The following is a 20,843-nucleotide window of genomic DNA, read 5'->3' as shown; positions in this document are numbered from 1 at the left end:
CGGAAGGACGTGGATCCAGGTGGCAGCGCACCGCAGGCCACGGCGTCCCGCGAGCGGCGGGGCGGCCCGCACCGCCGCCACCCTCACCCTCGCGGGCGCGGCCACCGCGACCGGCCTGGGCGGCGGGACCGGCCACGCCGCTCCTCAGCCGACGCCGACGCAGGTCAGGGCCAAGGTGGACAAGCTGTACCAACAGGCCGAGGTCGCCACCGAGAAGTACAACGGCGCCCGGGAGAAGGCCGACGCCGCCGAACGGCGCCTGGAGCGGCTGCGGGACGAGGTCGCCCGCAAGGAGGACCGGCTGAACTCGGCGCGGGAGGCGCTGGGTTCGGTCGCCGCGGCCCAGTACCGCAGCGGTGGCCTCTCGCCGGCCCTGCAACTCGCCCTCTCCGCCGACCCCGACGGGTATCTCGACGGAGCCGCCTTCGTCGAGCGGGCGGGCAGCCGGCAGGCGGCCACGGTGCGCCGGGTGCGCGCGGAACTGCGGGAGATCGAGCAGTTGCGCGGCGCCGCTCGTGTCGAGGTGGCCTCGCTGACGTCGCGCCGGGCCGAGTTGAAACGCCACCGCGAGACGGTCACCGGCAAGCTGGGGGCCGCCCGCCGTCTCCTGTCCGGGCTGACCGCCGGGGAACGGGACCGCGTCGGGCACGGCACGGACGAGCGCGCCTCCCGCGCCTCGGCGGGCCCACGGGCCGGCCTCACCGCCGCGGCCCAGGCGCCCGACTCCCGCTCCGCCGCGGCCGTCGCCTACGCACACCAGAAGCTCGGCAGCCCCTACGTGTGGGGCGCGACCGGCCCGAACGCCTTCGACTGCTCGGGTCTCACCCAGGCCGCCTACCGCGCCGCCGGCGTCTCACTGCCCCGCACGACCTACGGCCAGATCGACGCGGGCCGCCGCGTCTCCCGCTCGGAACTGCTCCCCGGCGACCTGGTCTTCTTCTACTCCGGCATCAGCCACGTCGGCCTCTACGTCGGCGACGGCATGATGATCCACGCCCCGAACCCCTCGGCGCCGGTCCGCCTCGCCCCGGTCGACCAGATGCCGTTCGCCGGGGCGACGCGGGTGGTGTGACCTCCCCGCGGCCGGGTCAGACCAGCCGGCGGGCCGTCGCCCAGCGGGTCAGCTCGTGCCGGTTGGACAGCTGGAGCTTGCGCAGGACCGCCGAGACGTGGGACTCGACCGTCTTCACCGAGATGTACAGCTGCTTGGCGATCTCCTTGTACGCGTAGCCGCGGGCGATCAGGCGCAGCACCTCGCGCTCGCGCTGGGTCAGGCGGTCCATGTCCTCGTCCACCGGAGGGGCGTCGGTGGAGGCGAACGCGTCGAGCACGAACCCGGCCAGCCGCGGGGAGAAGACGGCGTCGCCCTCCTGGACGCGGAAGACGGAGTCGATCAGGTCGGTCCCCGTGATCGTCTTGGTCACGTAGCCCCGGGCGCCGCCCCGGATCACGCCGATCACGTCCTCCGCCGCGTCCGAGACGGACAGGGCGAGGAAGCGGACGGGCTGTTCGGCGTCGCTCATCAGCGGGGCGCACCGGCGCAGCACCTCGACCCCGCCGCCGCCCGGGAGATGGACGTCCAGGAGGACGACCTCGGGCCGGGTCGCGGTGATCACCGTGACGGCCTGGTCGACGTCGGCGGCCTCGCCGACGACCTCGACCCCCGTCTGCGCGGTCTGGCCGATCTCGGCCTGGACGCCGGTGCGGAACATGCGGTGGTCGTCGACGAGCACCACGCGTACGTGCCGCTCCCCCGTGCCGCCGCTCGTCGGCCGGGCCGCCTCGCCCGCTCCCGCCGTGCCGTCCGTCTCGGTCGGGTCGCTCATGACGTGTTCTCCGCCCTCTCCATCTCCAGCTCGACCTCCGTGCCGCCGTCCGGCACCGCGCGCAGCCGCGCCGTGCCGCCGTTGCGCTCCATGCGGCCGATGATCGATTCTCTGACGCCCATGCGGTCCGCGGGTATCGAGTCGAGGTCGAAGCCCGGTCCCCGGTCCCGGACGGACACGAAGACCGTCCTGCCCTCGACTTCGGCGAAGACCTGCACGGCGCCGCCCTCGCCACCGTACTTGGCCGCGTTCACCATCGCCTCGCGTCCGGCCTGCATCTGTGCGCTGATCCTCTCGTCGAGCGGGCAGTCGCCGACGACCACGACCTCGATGGGGACGCCGTGCTTGTCCTCGACCTCGGCGGCATTGCGTTTGACGGCTTCGGCGAGGGTGGTGGGCTCGTCGTCCTCGTCCTTGCCGTTGCCCTCCGGCTTGTAGAGCCAGGCGCGCAGGTCGCGCTCCTGGGCGCGGGCCAGCCGGCGCACCTCGCCCGGGCTCTCGGCGTTGCGCTGGATCAGGGTCAGGGTGTGCAGCACCGAGTCGTGCACGTGGGCGGCGACCTCGGCGCGCTCCTGCGCGCGGATGCGCATCAGCCGCTCCTCGGAGAGGTCCTGCGTCATGCGCACCAGGTAGGGGCCGGCGAGCAGGGTGATCCCGACGAGGACGGCGAGGGCCGCCTGGAGGACGGAGCCGAGGTGCGCGGCCGAACCCTGGAGGACGAAGATGCCCGTGACCCCGGCCGTCACCAGCAGCACGCCGGCCACCGAACGCAGCAGGGTGACGGTGCGCCGGTGGCGGCCCACCTCGGCCCAGCGGGCCCGTCGGGCGTTGTCCGCCTGGCGCCACACGAGGGCGACACCGGCCCCGACCAGCACGGTCGGCCACAGGTAGGCCTTGGCTCCGCCGCCGAGGTCGACGTTGCCCACGAAGACGAGGGCCACGACGACCATGAGGAGCAGGGCGACGATCTGGCCCTTGTCCGGCTTGCGGGCGACGAGTCTGCGGCGGCCGTCCGGCGCGGTCTCGGAGGTGACGAGCGACGGCGGCCGCTGGGCGTCGACGCCGCCGATGCCCAGCGGCACGAAGAACCAGAAGGCCGCGTACAGCAGCGCACCGAGGCCGTCGGCCATGAAGAGGCCCACGAAGGCGAACCGCACCCAGATGACGGGCAGGCCGAGGTGCCCGGCGAGCCCCCGCGCCACGCCACCGAGCCAGCGTCCGTCGCCGCTGCGGTAGAGCTTGCGCGGCGGCCGCGGTTCGACGACTGGTGCTGTGGCGGCGTCCGGCATGACACCGATATTCACACGGCCCCGGGAGGGCGGGCATCAGGGTCGGCCCCCGAGACTCCCCTGATCTTCGGTCCGGGGCGGCCTCGAACGCTCCCCCGGCAAGGCGTCAGGGCCGATATCAGGGTCCGACCAGGGTCGTACCGACTGCCGTGACGGCGCCGCGCCCGTCACCATGGACGCATGACAGATCACGAGCACGCCGCGACGGGTCCGGGACCCGGCTCCGGCCCACGCCCGCCACGGGGCGCCGGGCCGCAGGGTGCCGCGCCCGCCGCGGATGCGACGGGCGCCGCGGGTGGCACAGGTGCCGCGGGTGCCGCGGCCGGCTCGGGCTCCGCGGCCGGCCCGGACGTCCCCGAGCCGCCCCCCTCGTTCCGGCGCGACCGGCGGCACAAGACGTTCGCCGGGGTGTGCGCCGGTCTCGGGCGGCAGTGCGACATGGACCCGGTGATCTTCCGCATCACGCTCGCGGTGCTCTCCGCCACCGGCGGCATCGGCCTCATCTTCTACGGCTTCGCCTGGCTCTTCGTCCCCTATGACGACGAGGACGAGAACGAGGTGCGCAAGCTGCTCACCGGCCGGGTCGACGGCCAGGCGCTGGCGGCCGTGCTGTTCGCCCTGGTCGGCTGCGGAGTCCTGCTGACCATGCTGAACAACGGCGGGGTACTGACCTTCGCCGTCGTGCTCTCCCTCCTCCTCGCGGGCGCCGGCTACTGGTCGCGGCACCGCAAGACACCCGATCCCGACCCCCTCGCCGCCCAGGCCGTCGCCGACGCCCCGCCGGAGGCCCAGGCGCCGCCGATCATGTTCACGTGGCCCTCCTGGTGGCGCGAGCCCATCGTCAAGGACGGCACGCGCGTCGGCGGGACGGGGTATCTGTGGGGCCCGTCGGACTCCCAGGACCGCGACATCGCGGCGGCCGTCAACATCGGCCGTGGCGTCCCGGGCGGCGGGGGCGACCGGCGTCCGCGGCCACCGCAGCCGCGCGGCCCGCACGGGATCGGCGGCTGGGTCTTCCTCCTCGCCCTGCTCGCCGGTTTCCTCGGCACCCGGCTGACCTGGGACGACCAGCCGCTCGGCACGAGTCTTCAGGCAGGGCTCGCCTGTGCGCTCGCCGTCCTCGGCATCGGCATCGCGGTCAGCTCCTTCCTGGGGCGCACGGGCGCCGGTTCGATCTTCCTGGCGATCGTCACGGCCGGCCTGCTGGCCGGTTCGGCGGCCGTCCCCGAGGACGTGGGCACCGACTGGGTCCGGCGCACCTGGGAGCCCACGACGGCGGCCGGTGTGCGCGAGCAGTACGACATCGGGGCCGGCACCGGCACCCTCGACCTGTCCGCGCTGGACCTGGCCGCCGGGCAGACGGTGACCACGCGGGCCGACGTGGGCGTGGGCCGCATACGGGTGGTCGTGCCGCAGGACATGACGGTCCGGTTGAACGTCGAGGTGGGCGTGGGCGACATCCAACTGCCCGGCGACGACGAGAAGGACGTGGACGTGGCACCGGGCAAGCACAAGGAGATCACCCTGTCCCCCACCGCGGGCGTCGAGGCCGCCGGCACGCTCGACCTCGACCTCCAGGTCGGCGTCGGGCAGGCGGAGGTGTCCCGTGCTGCGTCATAGCTTCCAGCCCGGACGCCTGGTCGCCGGCCTCTTCCTGACCGCGGCGGGCGTCGTCTACGCCGGTGAGGCGGGCGGTCTCTGGGAGACGCCGTGGTTCGTGGTGATCCCCCTCGTCATGGGCGGCCTCGGCCTCGCGGGCGCGGTCGGGGTCGTGGCCCGCTCCGCGCACCGGCGCCGCGGGGCGCTCCGCGAGGACGCCGACGAGCCGGGGCCCGGCCTCTCCGGCTAGCCGCGGTGTCCGTCGACCGTCCCGCGCCGTCGCCGCGTACGCAGGACGGCGTCCAGGGACAGCAGCGGGGCACCGGCGAGGACGAGGGGCGTCCAGGCCATGAGGTAGGCGAGGTCGTTGCCGTAGTAGTAGGGGTCAGACGCCCAGCTGACGGTCAGCCACAGGCTCAGCGAGATCAGCGCTCCGCCGAGGGCCGCCAGACGGGTCAGCAGGCCGAGCAGCGTGCCGATGCCGACGGCCAGTTCACCGAGGGCGATGGCGTAGCCGAAGCCGGCCGGGCTCTCCAGGGCCAGGTCGACCAGGGACGGGATGGCCGAGGAGTCGCGGACCGCGCGCATCATGTCGCCGACGGAGCCGGCCCCGGCGTCCTTCATGAAGGCGCTGTCGGTGAGTTTGTCCAGCCCCGCGTAGACGAAGGTGACGCCCAGGAAGATCCGCAGGGGCAGCAGGGCGTACCGGGTGGCGTGGTCGCGCCAGTCCCCGCCGCCGCCCGGAGGGGAGAGGTACGCGTCCGTCCGCATGCCGTGAGCCATCACTGCCAGCCGCCTCTCACCCGCGCGCCGAGCCTCCGTCAACAGTCCATACGTACGACGCGGAAGCCTGGCTCAATCCTCCGCCGGCCGGGATCTTCCTGTCGGTTTCGACAGGCGGCCGACGCGGCGAGGGGGTCTCAGTCGGTGACGTCGATCGCGTACCGGTCGGTCTCCACGCCCGCGGCGGTGACCACCTGGACGTCGACCCTGCCCGGCTCGACGTCGGCGGGGACCGGGACGGTCAGCAGGTCGTCCGCGGGGTTGCTGAAGCCGCCGGTGACCGGGACGAGCGGCACGTGGACGTTGACCGCCCCGATGCGGACGACCATGCGGGAGAGGCGGTCCGCACGCTGGGCGCCCGGGGGTACGAATCCGGCGCCGCGGATCTCGATGTCGTCACCGGTGCGGATCGGCGCGTCCAGGTCGCCGGCCTCCCGCGCCCGGACCACGGAGAGGATGACGGGCCGGCCGCCCTCCGCGTACTTGCCGGCCACATAGGTCGCCGCCGACACCAGCACCACGACCGCAAGACCCCAGGGCAGGTCGGGCAGTTGCTCCGGGCGCCGGGCCAGCCGTACCGCCGCGAACACCAGGGCGACGGCGCTGATCACCACGTACTGGATGTCGGCGAAGGTCCCGCGTCCGGCGTCGTCCGTCAGCAGGTCGGCGGCGCGCGGCCGGTCCGCCCGTACCTTCTGCAGCCGCCGCCCCAGCACCCGCAGCCCGACCACCCGCCGCACCAGGACCGCGATCCCGCACACCACCGCGAGCACCGTCACCGCCCCGGCGCCGCGGGCCAGTTCCAGACCGGAGATCAGCGCGTCCCGCCGCTCGCCGTCCGAGGCCACGGCCAGCTGTCCGGCCAGCACCAGGACCGCGTACGCGACGAACAGCACCCAGACCGCGGCCACGGCCCGGGACGTGGACAGGCGGTTGTCCTCGCCGATGACCGGCGCCAGCGCCCCGCCCCGCGCCCGGTGGAACCACGACGCGGCACTCAGCGCGCCCGCCACGACCAGCGCGGCCGCGAGCCCGGCGGTGCGCGCCGCCGTCCATCCGGCACCGATCGCGGTGAGCGCCTGCACGAGGAGCAGCAGCACGACCGCGGCCCACGCGACGGCCGCGGTGCGCCGGCCGAGGCCTGCCAGCCATGCCTCGCCCTCGGCGCGACCCCGTTCGGCGACGACTTCCGCGGACTGGGTCAGTTCCTCCGAGACCCACTGCCGGGAGGCAGAGGCCGAGTGGGCCACGGCGGCCGGCAGCCCCTGCCCGGCCGCGAACTCGTCCCGCCGCACCAGGAACGCGGCCACCGCCCGGCGGTGTCCCTCGCGGGCCCCGTGGGGGCAGTCCCCGCAGGTGCAGCCGCCCCCGTGCGCCGCCTCGTACGCGCCTTTGTCCGAGCCGCTCCCGCGTCTCGCCTCCCGCACCGCCACGCCCGACGCCCGCCTTCCCGAACTCCCGCGAAACCCAGCAACGACCCCTGCGGCAGTGCCGCCGTCCCCCGCGGCCGTACCCGCAAGTCCCGTGGGGCGCACGCGAATTGTGCCCCACATGGCGCCCCGCGCGCCCGGCGGCCCCGGCCCGCTCCGCTCAGGGCGAGTGACACGGGGACCACCGTGTTGACCCGGCTGCGAGAATTCCGTCATGGCCGAGATCATCCAGCGCGACGGGACCTGGGCGTTCGACGGCGGCACGGTTCGGATCACGCCGGGGCTGCACCGCTCGGTGTCGCCGTTCCGGCAGGCCTACGGAGAGGTCTCGGTGCCGTTGGAGGCCGTCGCGGGCATCGCGCTGGCACCGGACCGCAGGCGAGGGTGCCTGCGTCTGCGGCTGCGCGAGGGCGCCGATCCCCTCCTGCGGGCCACCGGCGGCCGGCTGCCCGACGCGGCGAACCCCTACCGGCTGTGGGTGGAGGCCGACCGCGGTTCGGTCGCCGAGTACGTCGCCGAGGAGGTCCGCCGGGCCCTCCTCCTCGACCGGGTCCCGAAGGGGCCCACCGAGGCCTATCTGCTGCCCGGACCGCCGGTGCCGGTCTCGGTGCGCTCCTCGGACGGCACGGTCTCCTTCGACGGGGCCCGGGTGCGGATCGACTGGGCCGACACCTCCGAGCGGGTCAAGCGCGCCGCCGGCCCCCGGACCGTCGGCCTCGGTGATCTGGCCCGGGTCGAGTGGCTGCCCAACTCCGGGTCCGAGAGCGGCCTCCTGCGCTTCGTGACCCGGGGGGCGCCGTCCCCCGGGCTGCCTCCGCGGAAGGACCCGTACGCCCTGGACCTGTGGGGCAGTGCCCGCCGCGATCTGCTCACCGCGCTGATCGCGACCGCGGTCACGGCCCGGCTGCCGCATCCGTCGGCCCGGCCGCCCCGGGCCGCCGTACCGCGCCCGGCGGGCCCTCACGACGTCCTGCTGCGCCGGCTGCGCGAGCTGGGCGAGCTGCATCGCGGCGGCGTCCTGACGGACGAGGAGTTCGCGCGGACGAAGGCCGCCGTGCTGCGGTGCTTCTGAACCCGCCCATAGCGGCCCCGGCCCGGACCGCCGACCCCCGGCCCGGACCGCCGACCCCCGGCCCGGACGGCCGACCCCGGTGACACTCAGTCCAGCAGGTCCGGCTCGCTGCGGCTGATCTCCTGCCACAGCGGCTGGTAGTTGATCCACGCGACCAGGTCCCCGCCGAGCTGCTCCCGGGTCGCCACCGCCTGCCGGTGGCCGATCAGCACCGGCCGGCCCGCCGCCCGGGCCGTCAGCTGCACCTGGCAGCACCGCTCCATGGACAGGAACCACCAGGCCGCCGCGTCCACCGAGCCGCCGACCGTCAGCAGCCCGTGGTTGCGCAGCACGAGTGCCTTGCCGGAACCCAGCACCTCGGCGATGCGCCGTCCCTCCTCGGCGTCGACGGTGACACCGGAGTAGGTGTCGTACAGCGCGTGGTCCTCGTAGAAGGCGCAGCTCTCCTGCGTGAGGGGGTCGAGGAGGTCGCCGAGGGCCGCCAGGGCCCGCCCGTGCACCGAGTGGCAGTGGGCGACCGCGACGACGTCCGGGCGGGCGGCGTGGACCCGGGAGTGCACGGTGAAGGCGGCCTGGTTCACGTGGTGGCGGCCCTCGATCACCTGCCCGTCGGAGTTGACCAGCACCAGGTCGCCCACCGTGATGTGCCCGAACGGCATACCGAACGGGTTGACCCAGAAGCAGTCGCTGTACTCGGGGTCGCGGGCCGTGATGTGCCCCGACACCCCGTCCTCGAAGCCGTACCGGCCGAAGAGCCGCAGCGCGCCCGCGAGACGCTCCTTGCGGTACCGGCGTTCCTCCTCGACCGAGTCGTGCATCGGCGGCATCGCGAACCGCAGCTTCTCGGTGGGCAGCGGCGGGGGCGGCGTGGCCCCGGGCGTCCCGTCCATGTGTCCTCTGTCCTTCGGCGCCGGACCGGCACTGGATGTGCCTTAGGGCCGGAAGTTACCGGCGGTGCGGCCGGGGCGACAGACACCGGGTCCATACCCGACACGAGGTGTCCCCTTTCGGGGCCACACTCACCGTATGACCCAGAACACCACGACGGACTGGTCGTCCTTCGCGGGCGCCGAACCCGCGCTGGCGGCCACCGTGGAAGCCCGCTTCGGCGCCTACACCCACCACGTCCTCGCCACCCTGCGCCAGGACGGCTCGCCCCGTACCAGCGGACTGGAGGTGCGTTTCCTGAGCGGCGACCTGTGGCTCGGCATGATGCCGGGCTCGCTGAAGGCGCTCGACCTGCGGCGCGATCCGCGGTTCGCGTTGCAGGCGAACCCGGGGGACGGCACCGGCATGGGAGGCGGGGACGTGCGGATCTCGGGACGGGCGGTCGAGGTCGAGGACCCCGCGGTCCGGGCGGGGTACGTGAAAGAGGTGGAACCGCCGGAGCCGTTCCACCTCTTCCGTACCGAGCTGACGGAGGTCGTGCGGACCTACGTGGAGGACGACGCGTATCTGGTCGTCCAGGTCTGGCAGCCCGGGAAACCCCTGCGCACCCTCAGGCGCACCTAGGCAGGGGTCACTCCCACTCGATGGTCCCCGGCGGCTTCGACGTCACGTCGAGGACGACCCGGTTGACGTCCTTGACCTCGTTGGTGATCCGGGTGGAGATCTTGGACAGCACGTCGTACGGCAGCCGGGACCAGTCGGCCGTCATCGCGTCCTCGGAGGAGACCGGGCGCAGCACGATCGGGTGGCCGTAGGTGCGGCCGTCGCCCTGGACGCCGACCGAGCGGACGTCGGCGAGGAGCACCACGGGGCACTGCCAGATCTCGCGGTCGAGGCCGGCCGCGGTCAGCTCCTCGCGGGCGATGGCGTCGGCCGCCCGGAGCAGGTCGAGCCGCTCCTCGGTGACCTCGCCGACGATGCGGATGCCCAGACCCGGGCCCGGGAACGGCTGGCGCTGGACGATCTCCTCGGGCAGGCCCAGTTCCTGGCCGACCATCCGGACCTCGTCCTTGAACAGCTTGCGCAGCGGCTCGACGAGTTCGAACTCGATGTCGTCCGGGAGCCCGCCCACGTTGTGGTGGGACTTGATGTTGGCGGTGCCGGTGCCTCCGCCGGACTCGACGACGTCCGGGTAGAGGGTGCCCTGCACGAGGAAGGCGACCTCGGGGCCGTCCTCCCGCATGATCTCCAGCTGGGCCTGCTCGAAGACCCGGATGAACTCGCGGCCGATGATCTTCCGCTTCTCCTCGGGGTCGGAGACCCCGGCGAGCGCCTTGAGGAACCGCTCCTTGGCGTCCACGACCTTCAGCTGCACGCCGGTCGCGGCGACGAAGTCCTTCTCGACCTGCTCGGTCTCGCCCTGGCGCATCAGGCCGTGGTCGACGTAGACACAGGTCAGCTGGGAGCCGATGGCCTTCTGGACGAGGGCGGCGGCGACCGCGGAGTCCACGCCGCCGGACAGGCCGCAGATGGCGCGCTTGTCGCCGACCTGCTCGCGGATGGCCGCGACCTGCTCCTCGATCACGTTGCCCGTGGTCCAGTCCGGGCGCAGGCCCGCGCCCCGGTACAGGAAGTGCTCCAGCACCTGCTGCCCGTGCGTGGAGTGCATCACCTCGGGGTGGTACTGGACGCCGTAGAGCTTCTTCTCGTCGTTCTCGAAGGCGGCGACCGGGACGACGCTCGTCGAGCCGGTGACGGTGAAGCCCTCGGGGGCGGCGGAGCAGGCGTCGCCGTGCGACATCCACACGGCCTGCTCGGCGGGGGTGCCCTCGAAGAGGGTGGAGGACGGCTTGGAGACCGACAGGTCGGTGCGGCCGTACTCGCGGGCGCCGGAGTTGTCGACGGTGCCACCGAGGGTCTGCGCCATCAGCTGGAAGCCGTAGCACATGCCGAAGACGGGGACGCCGGCCTCGAACAGGGCGCGGTCGATGGTGGGGGCGCCCGGCTCGTACACCGACGAGGGGCCGCCGGAGAGGACGATGGCCGCCGGGTTCTTGGCGAGCATCTCCTCGACCGGCATGGAGCTCGGCACGATCTCGCTGTAGACCCGCGCCTCGCGGACACGACGGGCGATGAGCTGGGCGTACTGCGCGCCGAAGTCGACGACCAGGACGGTGTCGGGGGCGGCGGCAGCGGGAGTCGCTGATGACACGGGGTGCCTTCCGGCGGTCGGGCGGGGGTCTTGTACTGCCGATTCTACCGAGACGGGCAGGTGGCCCGTCCCGCCCGCGGCCCCGGGGGGCGACCGCGCCCGCCGCGTCTCACCATCCGAACCGGCTTGGACACCGTCCGTCGCCGGGGCATACTGGGCCCATGCTCACGCACCAGACCTTCCTGTTTACCTATGGCAACCGGCCCACCGGCTGCCATGGTCGTGCTGCTTGAGCAACTGACAAGCGACTTCCCAGGCGCCCCGGGCCGACAAGGCCCGGGGCGTCTGGCGTCTTGGGGTCTGTCGGCCCGGGGCACCGCCCCCTTCGGCGAGGAGACCCCGACATGACCGTGACCGCAGCGGACGCCACCGCGACAGCCCTGACCGCGACCGAGAGGACCGGCGCCCGCACCAGTGAGGCCGCCGGTGTGATCACCGGTGCCCGGGAGCGCATCGACGCCCTCGACGACCGGATCATCGGGCTGATCCAGGAGCGGATGGCCGTGTCCGCCGTCATCCAGGAGGCGCGGATCACCTCCGGCGGCCGGCGGGTGAACCTCTCCCGCGAGATGGAGGTCCTCGACCACTACCGGGAGGCGCTGGGCAAGCCGGGTACGGCGCTGGCGATGACGATGCTGGAGCTGTGCCGCGGGCGCGTCTGAGGCCCGCACGCGTCCGAGCGTCGCATCCGCGTTCGGAGACCGACTCACCCGTACGGCGCGTGACCGGGACGCCGACGGCTTCGTTGGTCCCGGTGTCCGTGTCATCCAGGGGCGGGCCCGAAAGAACCACGCGTGGCTCGCTGGAGCGATGAGACGTACGGATCGTGCCGCACGTCGTGGGACCTCGCTCCAGGGAAGTGACCGGACGGCAGGGGACAGCAGCCCGGTCACCCAGAGAACGGTCGGCTCCGGGGACGCCCGGAGCCGGCCGACGGAACAGGTCCGCGCCCGAGTCCCCCGCGCGACCCACTCGATCGCACTGCCTCCGAGGCAAGCGGCGCAACCCCCCGGCGCCGCTCCCCAGGCACCGGCGCTGCCCTGACGCCGGTGCTGGCTGAGGAAGGGCCCCGTGGCACCAGCCCGCGGGGCCCTTCGCCATGCCGTCCCCCGGTCGTGCATGCCGCCCCCCCGGTCGCGGGTGACGCAACAGGTGACGCAACGGGTGACGCACGTTACATAAAAGTTCTGTGAGTGCCGGACAACCCTTCACAGCTTTCACCGATCAAACAGGCCGCACAGAACGATCACGGGCCACACCCGCGCCCCACACGCGGAGGCCTCCCGACTCTCCCGTGCCGCACGTGCGGCACGCCGGACACCTCGAGGTCTTCATGAAGCTTCGTCGCGCCGTGGCAGCCGCGGCCGTCACCGCCGTGCTGGCCCCGGTGGCGCTGCTCGCGGCACCGGCCGCCCACGCGACCGGTGACACGCCGTCGTCCCCGCCCGCGAGCAGTGCCGAGAGCACGCCCACGACCGGCGCTCCGTCCCCCGGCGCGTCCCAGAGCGAGACCGCTCCCGCGCCGGGTGACACGACGAGCGGTTCCCCGAGCGGCTCCCCGAGCACGACGGCGCCCGGGACCACGGCGCCCGGCACCTCGGCGCCGCCTGCCTCGCCGTCCACCCCGCCGTCCCCCAGCACCTCGGCGCCCGAGGAGCCCGAGGAGACGGAGACCCCCGACCCCGAGCCGTCCGTGTGCGAGGACAGCAAGGTCGATGTCGCCATGAGCGGTCTGCCCGGCAGCATCGCGGTGGGCAGCGGCTGGCACGAGTTCTCGCTGACCGTGGCGAACAACTCCGGCTCCACGCTGCGGGACCTCGAATACCTGGCCGGTGCCTCCGCCGACCTGGACGGCGTGGAGCTGTTCGAGAGCGAGAAGGTCGGCCTCCAGGCCTGGAACCCGGAGGACGGGAGCTGGGAGGAGCTCGACGAGTTCGGGTACGCGGTCGGCTACATCGGTTACACCGACGAGCTGGCGCCCGGCTACGAGGTCGACATCGCGATGCGGATCAACGTGCGGGCCGACGCCCCGGTCGGCGCCGGCTTCACGCTGGGCGCGACGATCTACGGGGACGCGGACGGCGAGTGCACCGGCTTCGGTGACGTCGCCTACGAGTTCCGGATCGTGGCCGCCGGCACGGACACCGAGGGCACCGAGCCGCAGGAAGGCGGCAGGGCGCCGGTGGCCGTCGAGAAGCCGGCCGCCGGGACGCCCGAGGTCACCGGCGCGCTCGCCGAGACCGGCGCCGGCTCGGCGCTGCCGGTGATCGGGCTGGTCGGCGGGCTCGCCCTCGTCGTCGGCGGCGGCGCGGTGTTCGCGGTGCGCCGCCGCAAGGCCGGTACCGAGGCGTAGCCGCCGGTACGGCCCATCGGACGGGAAGGACCTGCGCTCGGAGGGGGGCGCAGGTCCTTTCGCCGTCCGGTCCGCGCTACTCCTTCGGCTCCCTCGGCGGCACCGCCGGCATCCCCAGGAACGGCAGCCGCAGCGCGCCGAAGGCCTCCGCCGGGACCGCCGGGGCCTTGGGCTCGACGGGGGCCAGGCGCTCGTACGCCGTGCCCTGGGCCGGCCTCGGGTCGCTCTCGCCCTTGTTCGGCCAGTAGGACATCGCCCGCTCGGCCTGCGCCGTGATGGTCAGCGACGGGTTGACGCCCAGGTTCGCGGAGACCGCGGCGCCGTCCACGACCGAGATGCCGGGGTGGCCGTAGAGCCGGTGGTACGGGTCGATGACGCCGGTCTCGCGGGAGGCGCCGATCGGGCAGCCGCCGAGGAAGTGGGCGGTGAGCGGGGTGCCCATCAGCTCGCCGACGTTGGAGCCCGCGAAGCCGTTGATCTCCGCGGCGAGCGCGGAGGCGCCCTCCGTGGCCGCCTTGATCTGCTTGGGGTTGGGCGAGCCGTGCCCCTGGTGGGCGGTGAGCAGGCCCTTGCCGACGCCGCTCGGTTTCAGGTGCGTGGTCAGCGAGTTGTCCAGGGACTGCATGACCAGGCCGATGATGGTCCGCTCCGACCACTTGCGGTTGGACAGCGAACGCAGCACCAGCAGCGGGTGCTTGGCGGCGTGGCCCAGGAAGCCCAGGACACGGGCGGCGCCGGACGCGGTCTGCCCGGCGTAGGGGACCTGGAGGATGGACAGGCTGCCCATCGAGTTGGAGCCCTTGCCGTAACGGACCGGCTCGATGTGGGTGTTGGCGTCCGGGTGGATCGAGGACGTGATGGCGACGCCGCGGGTGAAGTCGGCCCGGGGCTCGCCGGTGGCCCTGCGGTAGCGCCGGTCGTCGGTCTGGGCGCCGACCAGGGCCTCGGAGTTGGTGCGGGTCAGGTCGCCGAGCCGGTCGGACAGGTGCGGGAGCTGACCGCCGGCCTTCATGCGGTGCAGCAGCGTCTGGGTGCCGTAGGTGCCGGCGGCCACGACCACCCGGCGGGCCGTGAAGGTGCGGCCCGCCCTCTTCTTGCGGCGGTCGGTGGGCAGGGTGGCGAGGGCGAACCCGCCGCGCGAGTCCTCGGTGACCGAGAGGACCGTCGTCATCGGGTGCACCACCGCTCCGGCCCGCTCGGCGAGGTACAGGTAGTTCTCGTTGAGGGTGTTCTTCGCGCCGAGGCGGCAGCCGGTCATGCACGAGCCGCACTCGGTGCAGGCCTGCCGCTCGGGGCCGGCGCCGCCGAAGTAGGGGTCCGGTGTCTTCTCGCCGGGCCTGGCCTTCGCCGTGCCGTCGGCGTCCTCGCCGTCGCCGAAGAAGACGCCGACCGGCGCCATGTGGAAGGTGTCGCCCACGCCCATCCGCTCGGCCGCCGCCTTCAGGTGCACGTCGGACGGGGTCATCGTCGGGTTCAGCCGGACCCCGAGCATGCGCCGGGCCTGGTCGTAGTACGGCGTCAGCTCCTCGTGCCAGTCGGTGATGTCGCGCCACTGGGGGTCCTCGAAGAAGGGCTTCGGCGGCACGTAGAGGGTGTTGGCGTAGTTCAGGGAACCGCCGCCCACCCCGGCGCCTGCCAGGACCATGACATTCCCGAGCAGGTGGATGCGCTGGATGCCGAACATGCCGAGCCTGGGGGCCCAGAGGTAGTTCTTCAGGTCCCAGGAGTTCTTCGGCAGCGAGTCGCGGGTGAAGCGGCGGCCGGCTTCCAGGACGCCGACGCGGTAGCCCTTCTCGGTGAGCCGGAGGGCGGACACGGAACCGCCAAACCCCGAGCCCACGACGACCACGTCGTAGTCGTACCCGTTCTCGTCCCGGGTCCGGACGGTCTTCTCCTGCGGCACGTGCTCTCCTCGTCGAGAACGGGGTGGACTGGGGGCCTGGGGCGGCCTGGGGCCCTGGGGCGGCCTGGGCGGCCTGGTGGGTCCGGTGGTCTAGCGGAAGCGGAACGCCTTCATCAGGCGCAGGCTGCGGCTCATGAAGGCCGCGTACTTCTCGTCGTCCATGCCCAGCGAGGGCGCCATCGGCAGCAGCCGCTGGTGGGCGACGGTCTGCGACTCGGTGTACTTGAGGATGCCCTCGGAGCCGTGCCGGCGGCCGAGGCCGGACTCCTTCATGCCGCCCATGGGCGACTGGACGCTGCCGTACGCCGAGGCGTAGCCCTCGTTGATGTTGACGGTGCCGGTGCGCAGCCGGGCGGCGACCTCGCGGCCGAGGCGGGCGTTCGTCGTCCAGACCGAGGAGTTCAGCCCGTACGGCGTGGCGTTGGCGCGCTCGACGACCTCGTCCACGTCCGAGAAGCGGTACACGGAGACGACCGGGCCGAAGGTCTCCTCGCAGCACAGGGTCATGGTCTCCGTGACCCCGTCGAGGATGGTCGGCTCGTAGAAGAACGGGCCGATGTCGGGGCGGGCGACTCCGCCCGCGACGATGCGGGCGCCCTTGGCGACGGCGTCCTCCACGTGCCGCTTGACGGTCTCCAGCTGGTGCCCGCTGACCAGCGAACCCATGTCCGCGCCGTACGCCAGGGCGCTGCCCAGCCGCATCGCGCGGGCGCGGGCGGCGAAGCGGTCGAGGAAGGCGTCGGCGACCGACTCGTGGACGTAGAGCCGCTCGATGGAGACGCAGAGCTGGCCGGCGGAGGAGAAGCACGCGCGGACCGCGCCCGCGGCCGCCTTCTCGATGTCGGCGTCCTCCAGGACCAGCATGGCGTTCTTGCCGCCCAGCTCCAGCGAGACGCCGACCAGGCGGTCCGCGGCGACGGTGGCGACCTCGCGGCCGGTACGGGTGGAGCCGGTGAAGGAGACGTAGTCGCCGTGCTTGACGACCTCGGGTCCGATGACGGGACCGACGCCGATGACGGCCTGGAGGACGTCGGCGGGCAGCCCCGCCTCGATCAGCAGGTCGCGGGCCCACAGCGCGGTGAGGCAGGACTCGGTGTCGGGCTTCATCACGACGGCGTTGCCCGCGACGAGCGCCGGCAGGGCGTCGCCGACGGAGAGTTCGAGGGGGTAGTTCCAGGGCACGATCTGGCCGACGACCCCGCGCGGGTGGCGCAGCTCCGTGACCTTCGTCAGCGCCGGCACCGCGCCGGTGTGCCGCTTGGGCCGCAGGTACGCGGGGGCCTTGCGGCCGTAGTGCCGGGCGGCGACCGCGACGGCCTGGACCTCCTCGTGGGCGTGCAGGCGGGCCTTGCCGGTCTCCAGCTGGATGAGGTCGAGCACCTCGGCCTGGCGCTCCAGCACCAGGTCGTGGAAGCGCAGCAGGACGGCGGCGCGCTGCCGTACCGGGGTGCGGGCCCAGACGGCCTGGGCGGCGCGGGCCAGCTCGAAGGCGTGGGCCACGTCCTCGGGTGTCGACTCGGGCAGGTCGGCCAGCTTCTCGCCGGTGAACGGCGAGTGGTTGGCGGTGCGGCCGGAGCCGGCCACGCCCTTGGTGAGCTGGGCGACCAGCTCGGGTGTCACCACGTCGGCAGCGGTACGGGCGCCCGCGGGGGCGGGGGCCAGGGGGTTCGTGCCGGTGATTTCCGGGGCCTGCGCATCCGTCATGAGCCGCAGGGTATGCCGCCGCGCGAGCTTTGTGTACCCGTCGGTAATGGGGATTCACCGAGTGCTCACACACCGCCAGTGATCGCTGGCAACAAACGTGCTGATCAGGGAGTTGGGGACGGCTACGCGGAAGGGCCGGACCTGATCGCGTCCCGTCGGCCCGGTGCGGGCCGACGGGTGCCGGCCACCTCCCGCAGGTGCCGCTCGACCTCCTCGGCGTCCGGTCGCCCCGCCCCGTCCCCGGCCCGCAGCGATGCGATCAGCGGGCCGAGCGGTGCGGCGGGCGCCCGGTCACCGACGGCGGTGCGCAGCAGGTCGCCCAGCGAGCGCAGGTCCGCCTCCGGGCCGGCGCCCCGGTGGGGGCCCTCGTCCGGTGCGCGGGCCGTCCCGAAGTCGGTGAGCACGACCCGGCCGTGCGGGCCGAGCAGGACCTTCGCGGGCCTGACCGCGCGGTGCACGATGCCGACGGCGTGCGCCGCCCGCAGGGAGCCGAGGACCGCGAGGCCGATGCGGGCCGCCTCCGGGGCCTCCACCGGACCGCGCCGGAGCACCTCGTGCAGGGACTCGCCGGGGACCCACTCCATGACGATCCAGGGCAGTCCGTCGAGCCCGGCCTCCTCCACGACCACGTCGTGGATGCGCACGGCCGCCGGGTGGTCGACGCGGGCGGCGGCCCGTGCCTCGCGGTAGAGGCGGTGCGCGGCCCGGCGGTAGGCCTCGTCCTCCGGGTCGCCGGGGAGCCTCGGCCGTTTGACGGCGACCTCCCGTGCCGCGCGTTCGTCGAACGCCTGCCAGACGGTCCCCGAGGCGCCGGCACCGACGCGCCGCCGCAACCGGTACCGTTCGCCGACCAGACGGCCCTGGGCTTCCATCAGAGCTTGTCGACCTCCCAGTTGGCGACGACGGTCCGGGCAATGTCCCGTCCCTCGTCGGCGAAGTAGCCCTTGCGGGGGTAGTCGATCGAGACCTTGTACATGTCGCCGTTGCCCGCCCGGTAGTAGACGATGCGGAACTCGCGCTCGCGGGGGTTCTGCGTGTCCGCGGTCGTGTAGGCGATGGTGTTCTCGGCGGCCTTGCCGCCCTCGTACTCGGTGGCGACCGGTTCGCCCCTCGGGGCGGGGGTGTCGGCGAAGTTCCAGGAGTACTCGCCGTCCTTGAGCACGTCCCAGTCCGCCCAGGCGTTGGCGATCGCGGAGTCGGGGATCCGGTTCTCCGTGTCGTCGGCCTTGATGTCGCGGTCCACGTGGACGACGACCGCGCCGCTGGGGTCGGCGAACGACTCGTCGGTGCCGTCCCAGTCGTCGGCGTGCTTCTGCTTCACGAACGCGGTGGGCACCGCCACGCCCATGCCGAGCTTCGCGCCGAGTTCCTGCTTCTTCCAGCCCTCGGGCAGCGGCCCGGCGAAGGGGTCCGCGATCACCAGGTACGACGCCGCCGCGGCCAGGGCGACCGCGGCACCGAGGGTGATCCACGCGTTGCGGCCCAGCCGGACGCCCCACCGGGACACGGGCGCCGCGCCCGGTCCGTCGACCCGCACGACCTGGGTGGGGGCCGGGGCGGGCGGGTTCGCGGCGGCCTCCAGCAGGGCGCGGACCCGGGCGGCGTCCGGGCGGCGCGCCGGGTCCTTGTCCAGCAGGCCGGTGATCACCTCGGCCAGCGGTCCCCGCGCGGAGGCCGGCGGTGCCGGTGCGGCGTTGAGCACCGACTGGAGCGTGGCGGGGGTGTTGCTGCGGCGGAACGGCGAGACGCCCTCCGTCGCCGCGTACAGCACCACGCCCAGCGACCACAGGTCGCTCGCCGGGCCGGGGCGCTGGCCGAGCACCCGCTCCGGGGCGATGTACTCGGGGGAGCCGACGAAGCCGCCGGTGTCCGTCAGGTTGGTGTCGCCCTCGATCCGGGCGATGCCGAAGTCGGTGAGGACGACCCGGTCGTGCCGGCCGAGCAGCACGTTGTCCGGCTTCACGTCCCGGTGCAGGACGCCTGCCGCGTGCGCGGCCTCCAGCGCGCCGAGCACCTCCAGGCCGATCCTGGCCGCCTCGCGCGCGCCCAGCGTTCCCTCCTGCAGCGCGTCACCCAGCGAACGGCCCCGCACCAGCTCCATCACGATCCACGGCTGGTCGTCCACCACCGCCACGTCGTGCACGTTGACCACGGCGGGGTGGTCGAGCCGGGCCGCCGCCCGCGCCTCGCGACGCATCCGTTCGAAGGCGTTGTCCCGTTCGCGCTCGGGAAGATGATCGGGTACGCGGGGTTCCTTGACGGCGACCTCACGGTCCACCGTCTCGTCCTTCGCCCGCCACACGGTGCCCATGCCGCCGTGTCCGAGCTTGGCCATCAGCCGGTAGCGTCCCGCGATGAGCCGCCCGGCGCCCGGCTCGCGCACGTCCGCCGACGCGGGTCCTGCCGGGGGTCGCGGCGGTACGACCTGGGTGGGCGCCGCGTACGGGTTGCCGGGATGCGGCACCGCGGCGGGCGGGTTCGGCGGTTGCAGGCCAAAACTCGTCGGCTCGTCCGAGCCCTTGCGCGGTCCCCCGTTGCTGCTCATGGCTCCATCCTTATCTCGCCCGGCGGGTCCGCATCCACCACCCGTGCGCCTCGGTCACAGACCCGTGACGCGTCGTGCCGCTTATCTCCCGTTTGGGTGCGGTGCGACGGGCGACCCGGCGCCGGGCGGCGACGCGGAGGAGGCCGTGGCGGTCCACGTCGGGCCCGTGGTCGGCGTCACGGGCGTCGAACTCGTCGGCGTACCGGCCCCGCCGCCGTCGGCGTCCGCCAGCAGCGCCGCCGCCGCGACGCCCGCGCCCGCCGCCGCGACGACCAGCAGCACCGCCATGAGCACGCCCCGCGTCACCTGCCGGGGCCCGCCGGGCCGGGGCGGCGGGGGCGTGCGCCCGGTGGCCAGGAAGGCGCGCAGCATTCGCTCCGCCTCGGCCGCGTCCAGCCGCCGCTCGGGGTCGCGTTCCAGCAGCCCCCGGACGACGGGCAGGATCGGCCCGGCCTGGGCGGGCGGCCGGATCTCCTCGGTGACCACCGCGTGCAGGACGCCGCCCAGCGAGTCCCGGTGGAAGGGCGAGGCGCCGCTGAGCACCGCGCAGAGCAGCACGCCCAGCGACCACAGGTCGGACTCCGGACCGGTCCCGGCACCGGACATCCGCTCCGGCGCGGTGTACTCGGGGGAGCCGACGAAGGAGCCGCTCTCGGTGAGCGTGGTGGCGCCCGCGACCTGGGCGACACCGAAGTCGGTGAGGACGACCCGGCCGTCCTCGGCGATCAGCACGTTGGACGGCTTCACGTCCCGGTGCAGGATGCCGGCGGCGTGCGCGGTGCCCAGGGCGTCGAGCAGGGCGACGCCGATCCGGGCGGCCTCGGTGGCGTCGACCGGGCCGTGGCCGAGGACGCGGTCGGCGAGCGAGCCGCCGTCGACCAGCTCCATGACCATGTACGCGCGTTCGTCGTCCTCGACGACGTCGTGCACCACGATGACGTGCGGATGCCTCAGCTGCGCCACCGCTTGGGCCTCGCGCAGGGTGCGCTCCCGGCGCCGCCTGGCCTCCGCCGCGGAGAGGGTCTCGTCGAGCGGGAGCACCTTCACGGCGACCTCGCGGGCGAGGAGTTGGTCGGTGGCCCGCCACACGATGCCCATGCCGCCGCGGCCGAGCCGTTCGTGGAGCCGGTAACGGCCCGCGATGACACGCCCGCCCGCCCCCTCGGTCACCATGCGTCCCATCATGCCCGACCGGACGCGGCGGCTCCGTGTCACCGTCCCACGGGTGGCCGACAACCG

18 protein-coding genes are annotated in these 20,843 nt (G+C 73.8%); 7 read left to right on the top strand and 11 right to left on the bottom strand.

Annotated elements, in window-relative coordinates:
• The first annotated feature begins 19 nt into the window (after nt 1-19).
• Entirely contained in the window at nt 20-1,072 is a 1,053-nt protein-coding gene (locus ACGF5T_RS01250; protein ID WP_361012668.1) for an NlpC/P60 family protein, read from the top strand.
• A gap of 16 nt (nt 1,073-1,088) precedes the next feature.
• On the opposite strand, the gene ACGF5T_RS01245 is transcribed toward ACGF5T_RS01250, so the two are convergent.
• A complete protein-coding gene (locus ACGF5T_RS01245) occupies nt 1,089-1,826 on the bottom strand; it encodes a response regulator transcription factor (RefSeq protein ID WP_356601863.1) in 738 nt (245 codons plus the stop codon).
• Nucleotides 1,823-3,115, bottom strand: coding sequence for a PspC domain-containing protein (locus tag ACGF5T_RS01240; protein WP_356601861.1), 1,293 nt, complete (start codon nt 3,113-3,115; stop codon nt 1,823-1,825). Before ACGF5T_RS01240 ends, ACGF5T_RS01245 begins: the two co-directional genes overlap by 4 nt.
• 180 nt (nt 3,116-3,295) lie before the next feature.
• On the opposite strand from ACGF5T_RS01240, the gene ACGF5T_RS01235 reads away from it, so the two are divergent.
• A complete protein-coding gene (locus ACGF5T_RS01235) occupies nt 3,296-4,735 on the top strand; it encodes a PspC domain-containing protein (RefSeq protein WP_356601859.1) in 1,440 nt (479 codons plus the stop codon).
• Nucleotides 4,722-4,964 carry a hypothetical protein gene (locus tag ACGF5T_RS01230; RefSeq protein ID WP_356601857.1) on the top strand — a complete coding sequence of 81 codons (243 nt, stop codon included), beginning with the start codon at nt 4,722-4,724 and terminating at the stop codon, nt 4,962-4,964. The genes ACGF5T_RS01235 and ACGF5T_RS01230 overlap by 14 nt, the downstream gene beginning before the upstream one ends.
• On the opposite strand, the gene ACGF5T_RS01225 is transcribed toward ACGF5T_RS01230, so the two are convergent.
• Both ACGF5T_RS01225 and ACGF5T_RS01220 read right to left on the bottom strand, forming a co-directional pair.
• Complete coding sequence (locus tag ACGF5T_RS01225; protein ID WP_356601855.1) at nt 4,961-5,485, bottom strand: DoxX family protein; 525 nt, start codon at nt 5,483-5,485, stop codon at nt 4,961-4,963. The genes ACGF5T_RS01230 and ACGF5T_RS01225 overlap by 4 nt on opposite strands.
• A gap of 149 nt (nt 5,486-5,634) precedes the next feature.
• Nucleotides 5,635-6,930 (bottom strand): hypothetical protein, encoded by a 1,296-nt coding sequence (locus tag ACGF5T_RS01220; RefSeq protein WP_366767200.1) that lies wholly within the window; start codon nt 6,928-6,930, stop codon nt 5,635-5,637.
• A 211-nt stretch (nt 6,931-7,141) separates the two neighbouring features.
• Between ACGF5T_RS01220 and ACGF5T_RS01215 the strand changes: the two genes are divergently transcribed.
• Nucleotides 7,142-7,999, top strand: a complete 858-nt coding sequence (locus ACGF5T_RS01215; protein ID WP_366767199.1) for a DUF4429 domain-containing protein — start codon at nt 7,142-7,144, stop codon at nt 7,997-7,999.
• A gap of 86 nt (nt 8,000-8,085) precedes the next feature.
• Here the strand turns inward: ACGF5T_RS01215 and ACGF5T_RS01210 are convergent, their stop codons facing one another.
• Nucleotides 8,086-8,889: a class II aldolase/adducin family protein gene (locus tag ACGF5T_RS01210; protein ID WP_356601851.1), complete on the bottom strand. Its 804-nt coding sequence runs from the start codon at nt 8,887-8,889 to the stop codon at nt 8,086-8,088.
• Nucleotides 8,890-9,025: 136 nt separating this feature from the next.
• Here ACGF5T_RS01210 and ACGF5T_RS01205 point away from each other — a divergent pair, with 136 nt between their 5' ends.
• Entirely contained in the window at nt 9,026-9,511 is a 486-nt protein-coding gene (locus ACGF5T_RS01205) for a pyridoxamine 5'-phosphate oxidase family protein (protein ID WP_356601849.1), read from the top strand.
• 7 nt (nt 9,512-9,518) lie between these two features.
• Here ACGF5T_RS01205 and guaA read toward each other — a convergent pair whose 3' ends face one another.
• Nucleotides 9,519-11,099 (bottom strand): glutamine-hydrolyzing GMP synthase, encoded by a 1,581-nt coding sequence (gene guaA / locus ACGF5T_RS01200; RefSeq protein ID WP_361012684.1) that lies wholly within the window; start codon nt 11,097-11,099, stop codon nt 9,519-9,521.
• A gap of 344 nt (nt 11,100-11,443) precedes the next feature.
• Here guaA and ACGF5T_RS01195 point away from each other — a divergent pair, with 344 nt between their 5' ends.
• On the top strand, nt 11,444-11,761 hold the full coding sequence (locus ACGF5T_RS01195; RefSeq protein WP_356601845.1) for a chorismate mutase: 318 nt from the start codon (nt 11,444-11,446) through the stop codon (nt 11,759-11,761).
• 671 nt (nt 11,762-12,432) lie between these two features.
• Entirely contained in the window at nt 12,433-13,452 is a 1,020-nt protein-coding gene (locus tag ACGF5T_RS01190) for an LPXTG cell wall anchor domain-containing protein (RefSeq protein WP_366767198.1), read from the top strand.
• Nucleotides 13,453-13,528: 76 nt separating this feature from the next.
• Here the strand turns inward: ACGF5T_RS01190 and ACGF5T_RS01185 are convergent, their stop codons facing one another.
• The 5 genes from ACGF5T_RS01185 to ACGF5T_RS01165 form a co-directional block, all read right to left on the bottom strand.
• A complete protein-coding gene (locus ACGF5T_RS01185; RefSeq protein ID WP_366767197.1) occupies nt 13,529-15,355 on the bottom strand; it encodes a GMC family oxidoreductase in 1,827 nt (608 codons plus the stop codon).
• A 90-nt stretch (nt 15,356-15,445) separates the two neighbouring features.
• Nucleotides 15,446-17,059: a succinic semialdehyde dehydrogenase gene (locus ACGF5T_RS01180; RefSeq protein WP_361012695.1), complete on the bottom strand. Its 1,614-nt coding sequence runs from the start codon at nt 17,057-17,059 to the stop codon at nt 15,446-15,448.
• Nucleotides 17,060-17,181: 122 nt separating this feature from the next.
• Nucleotides 17,182-17,931, bottom strand: coding sequence for a serine/threonine-protein kinase (locus ACGF5T_RS01175; protein ID WP_392886478.1), 750 nt, complete (start codon nt 17,929-17,931; stop codon nt 17,182-17,184).
• Nucleotides 17,931-19,604, bottom strand: coding sequence for a serine/threonine-protein kinase (locus tag ACGF5T_RS01170; protein ID WP_366767196.1), 1,674 nt, complete (start codon nt 19,602-19,604; stop codon nt 17,931-17,933). Before ACGF5T_RS01170 ends, ACGF5T_RS01175 begins: the two co-directional genes overlap by 1 nt.
• Before the next feature lie 81 nt (nt 19,605-19,685).
• Complete coding sequence (locus ACGF5T_RS01165) at nt 19,686-20,777, bottom strand: serine/threonine-protein kinase (protein ID WP_392886475.1); 1,092 nt, start codon at nt 20,775-20,777, stop codon at nt 19,686-19,688.
• Nucleotides 20,778-20,843 lie beyond the last annotated feature (66 nt).

It is taken from the genome of Streptomyces sp. NPDC047853 (assembly GCF_043204535.1).
In the GTDB taxonomy this organism is placed as follows: domain Bacteria; phylum Actinomycetota; class Actinomycetes; order Streptomycetales; family Streptomycetaceae; genus Streptomyces.
The sequence above is the reverse complement of the archived record's forward strand: the minus strand, read 5'-3'. Positions and strand labels throughout refer to the sequence as shown.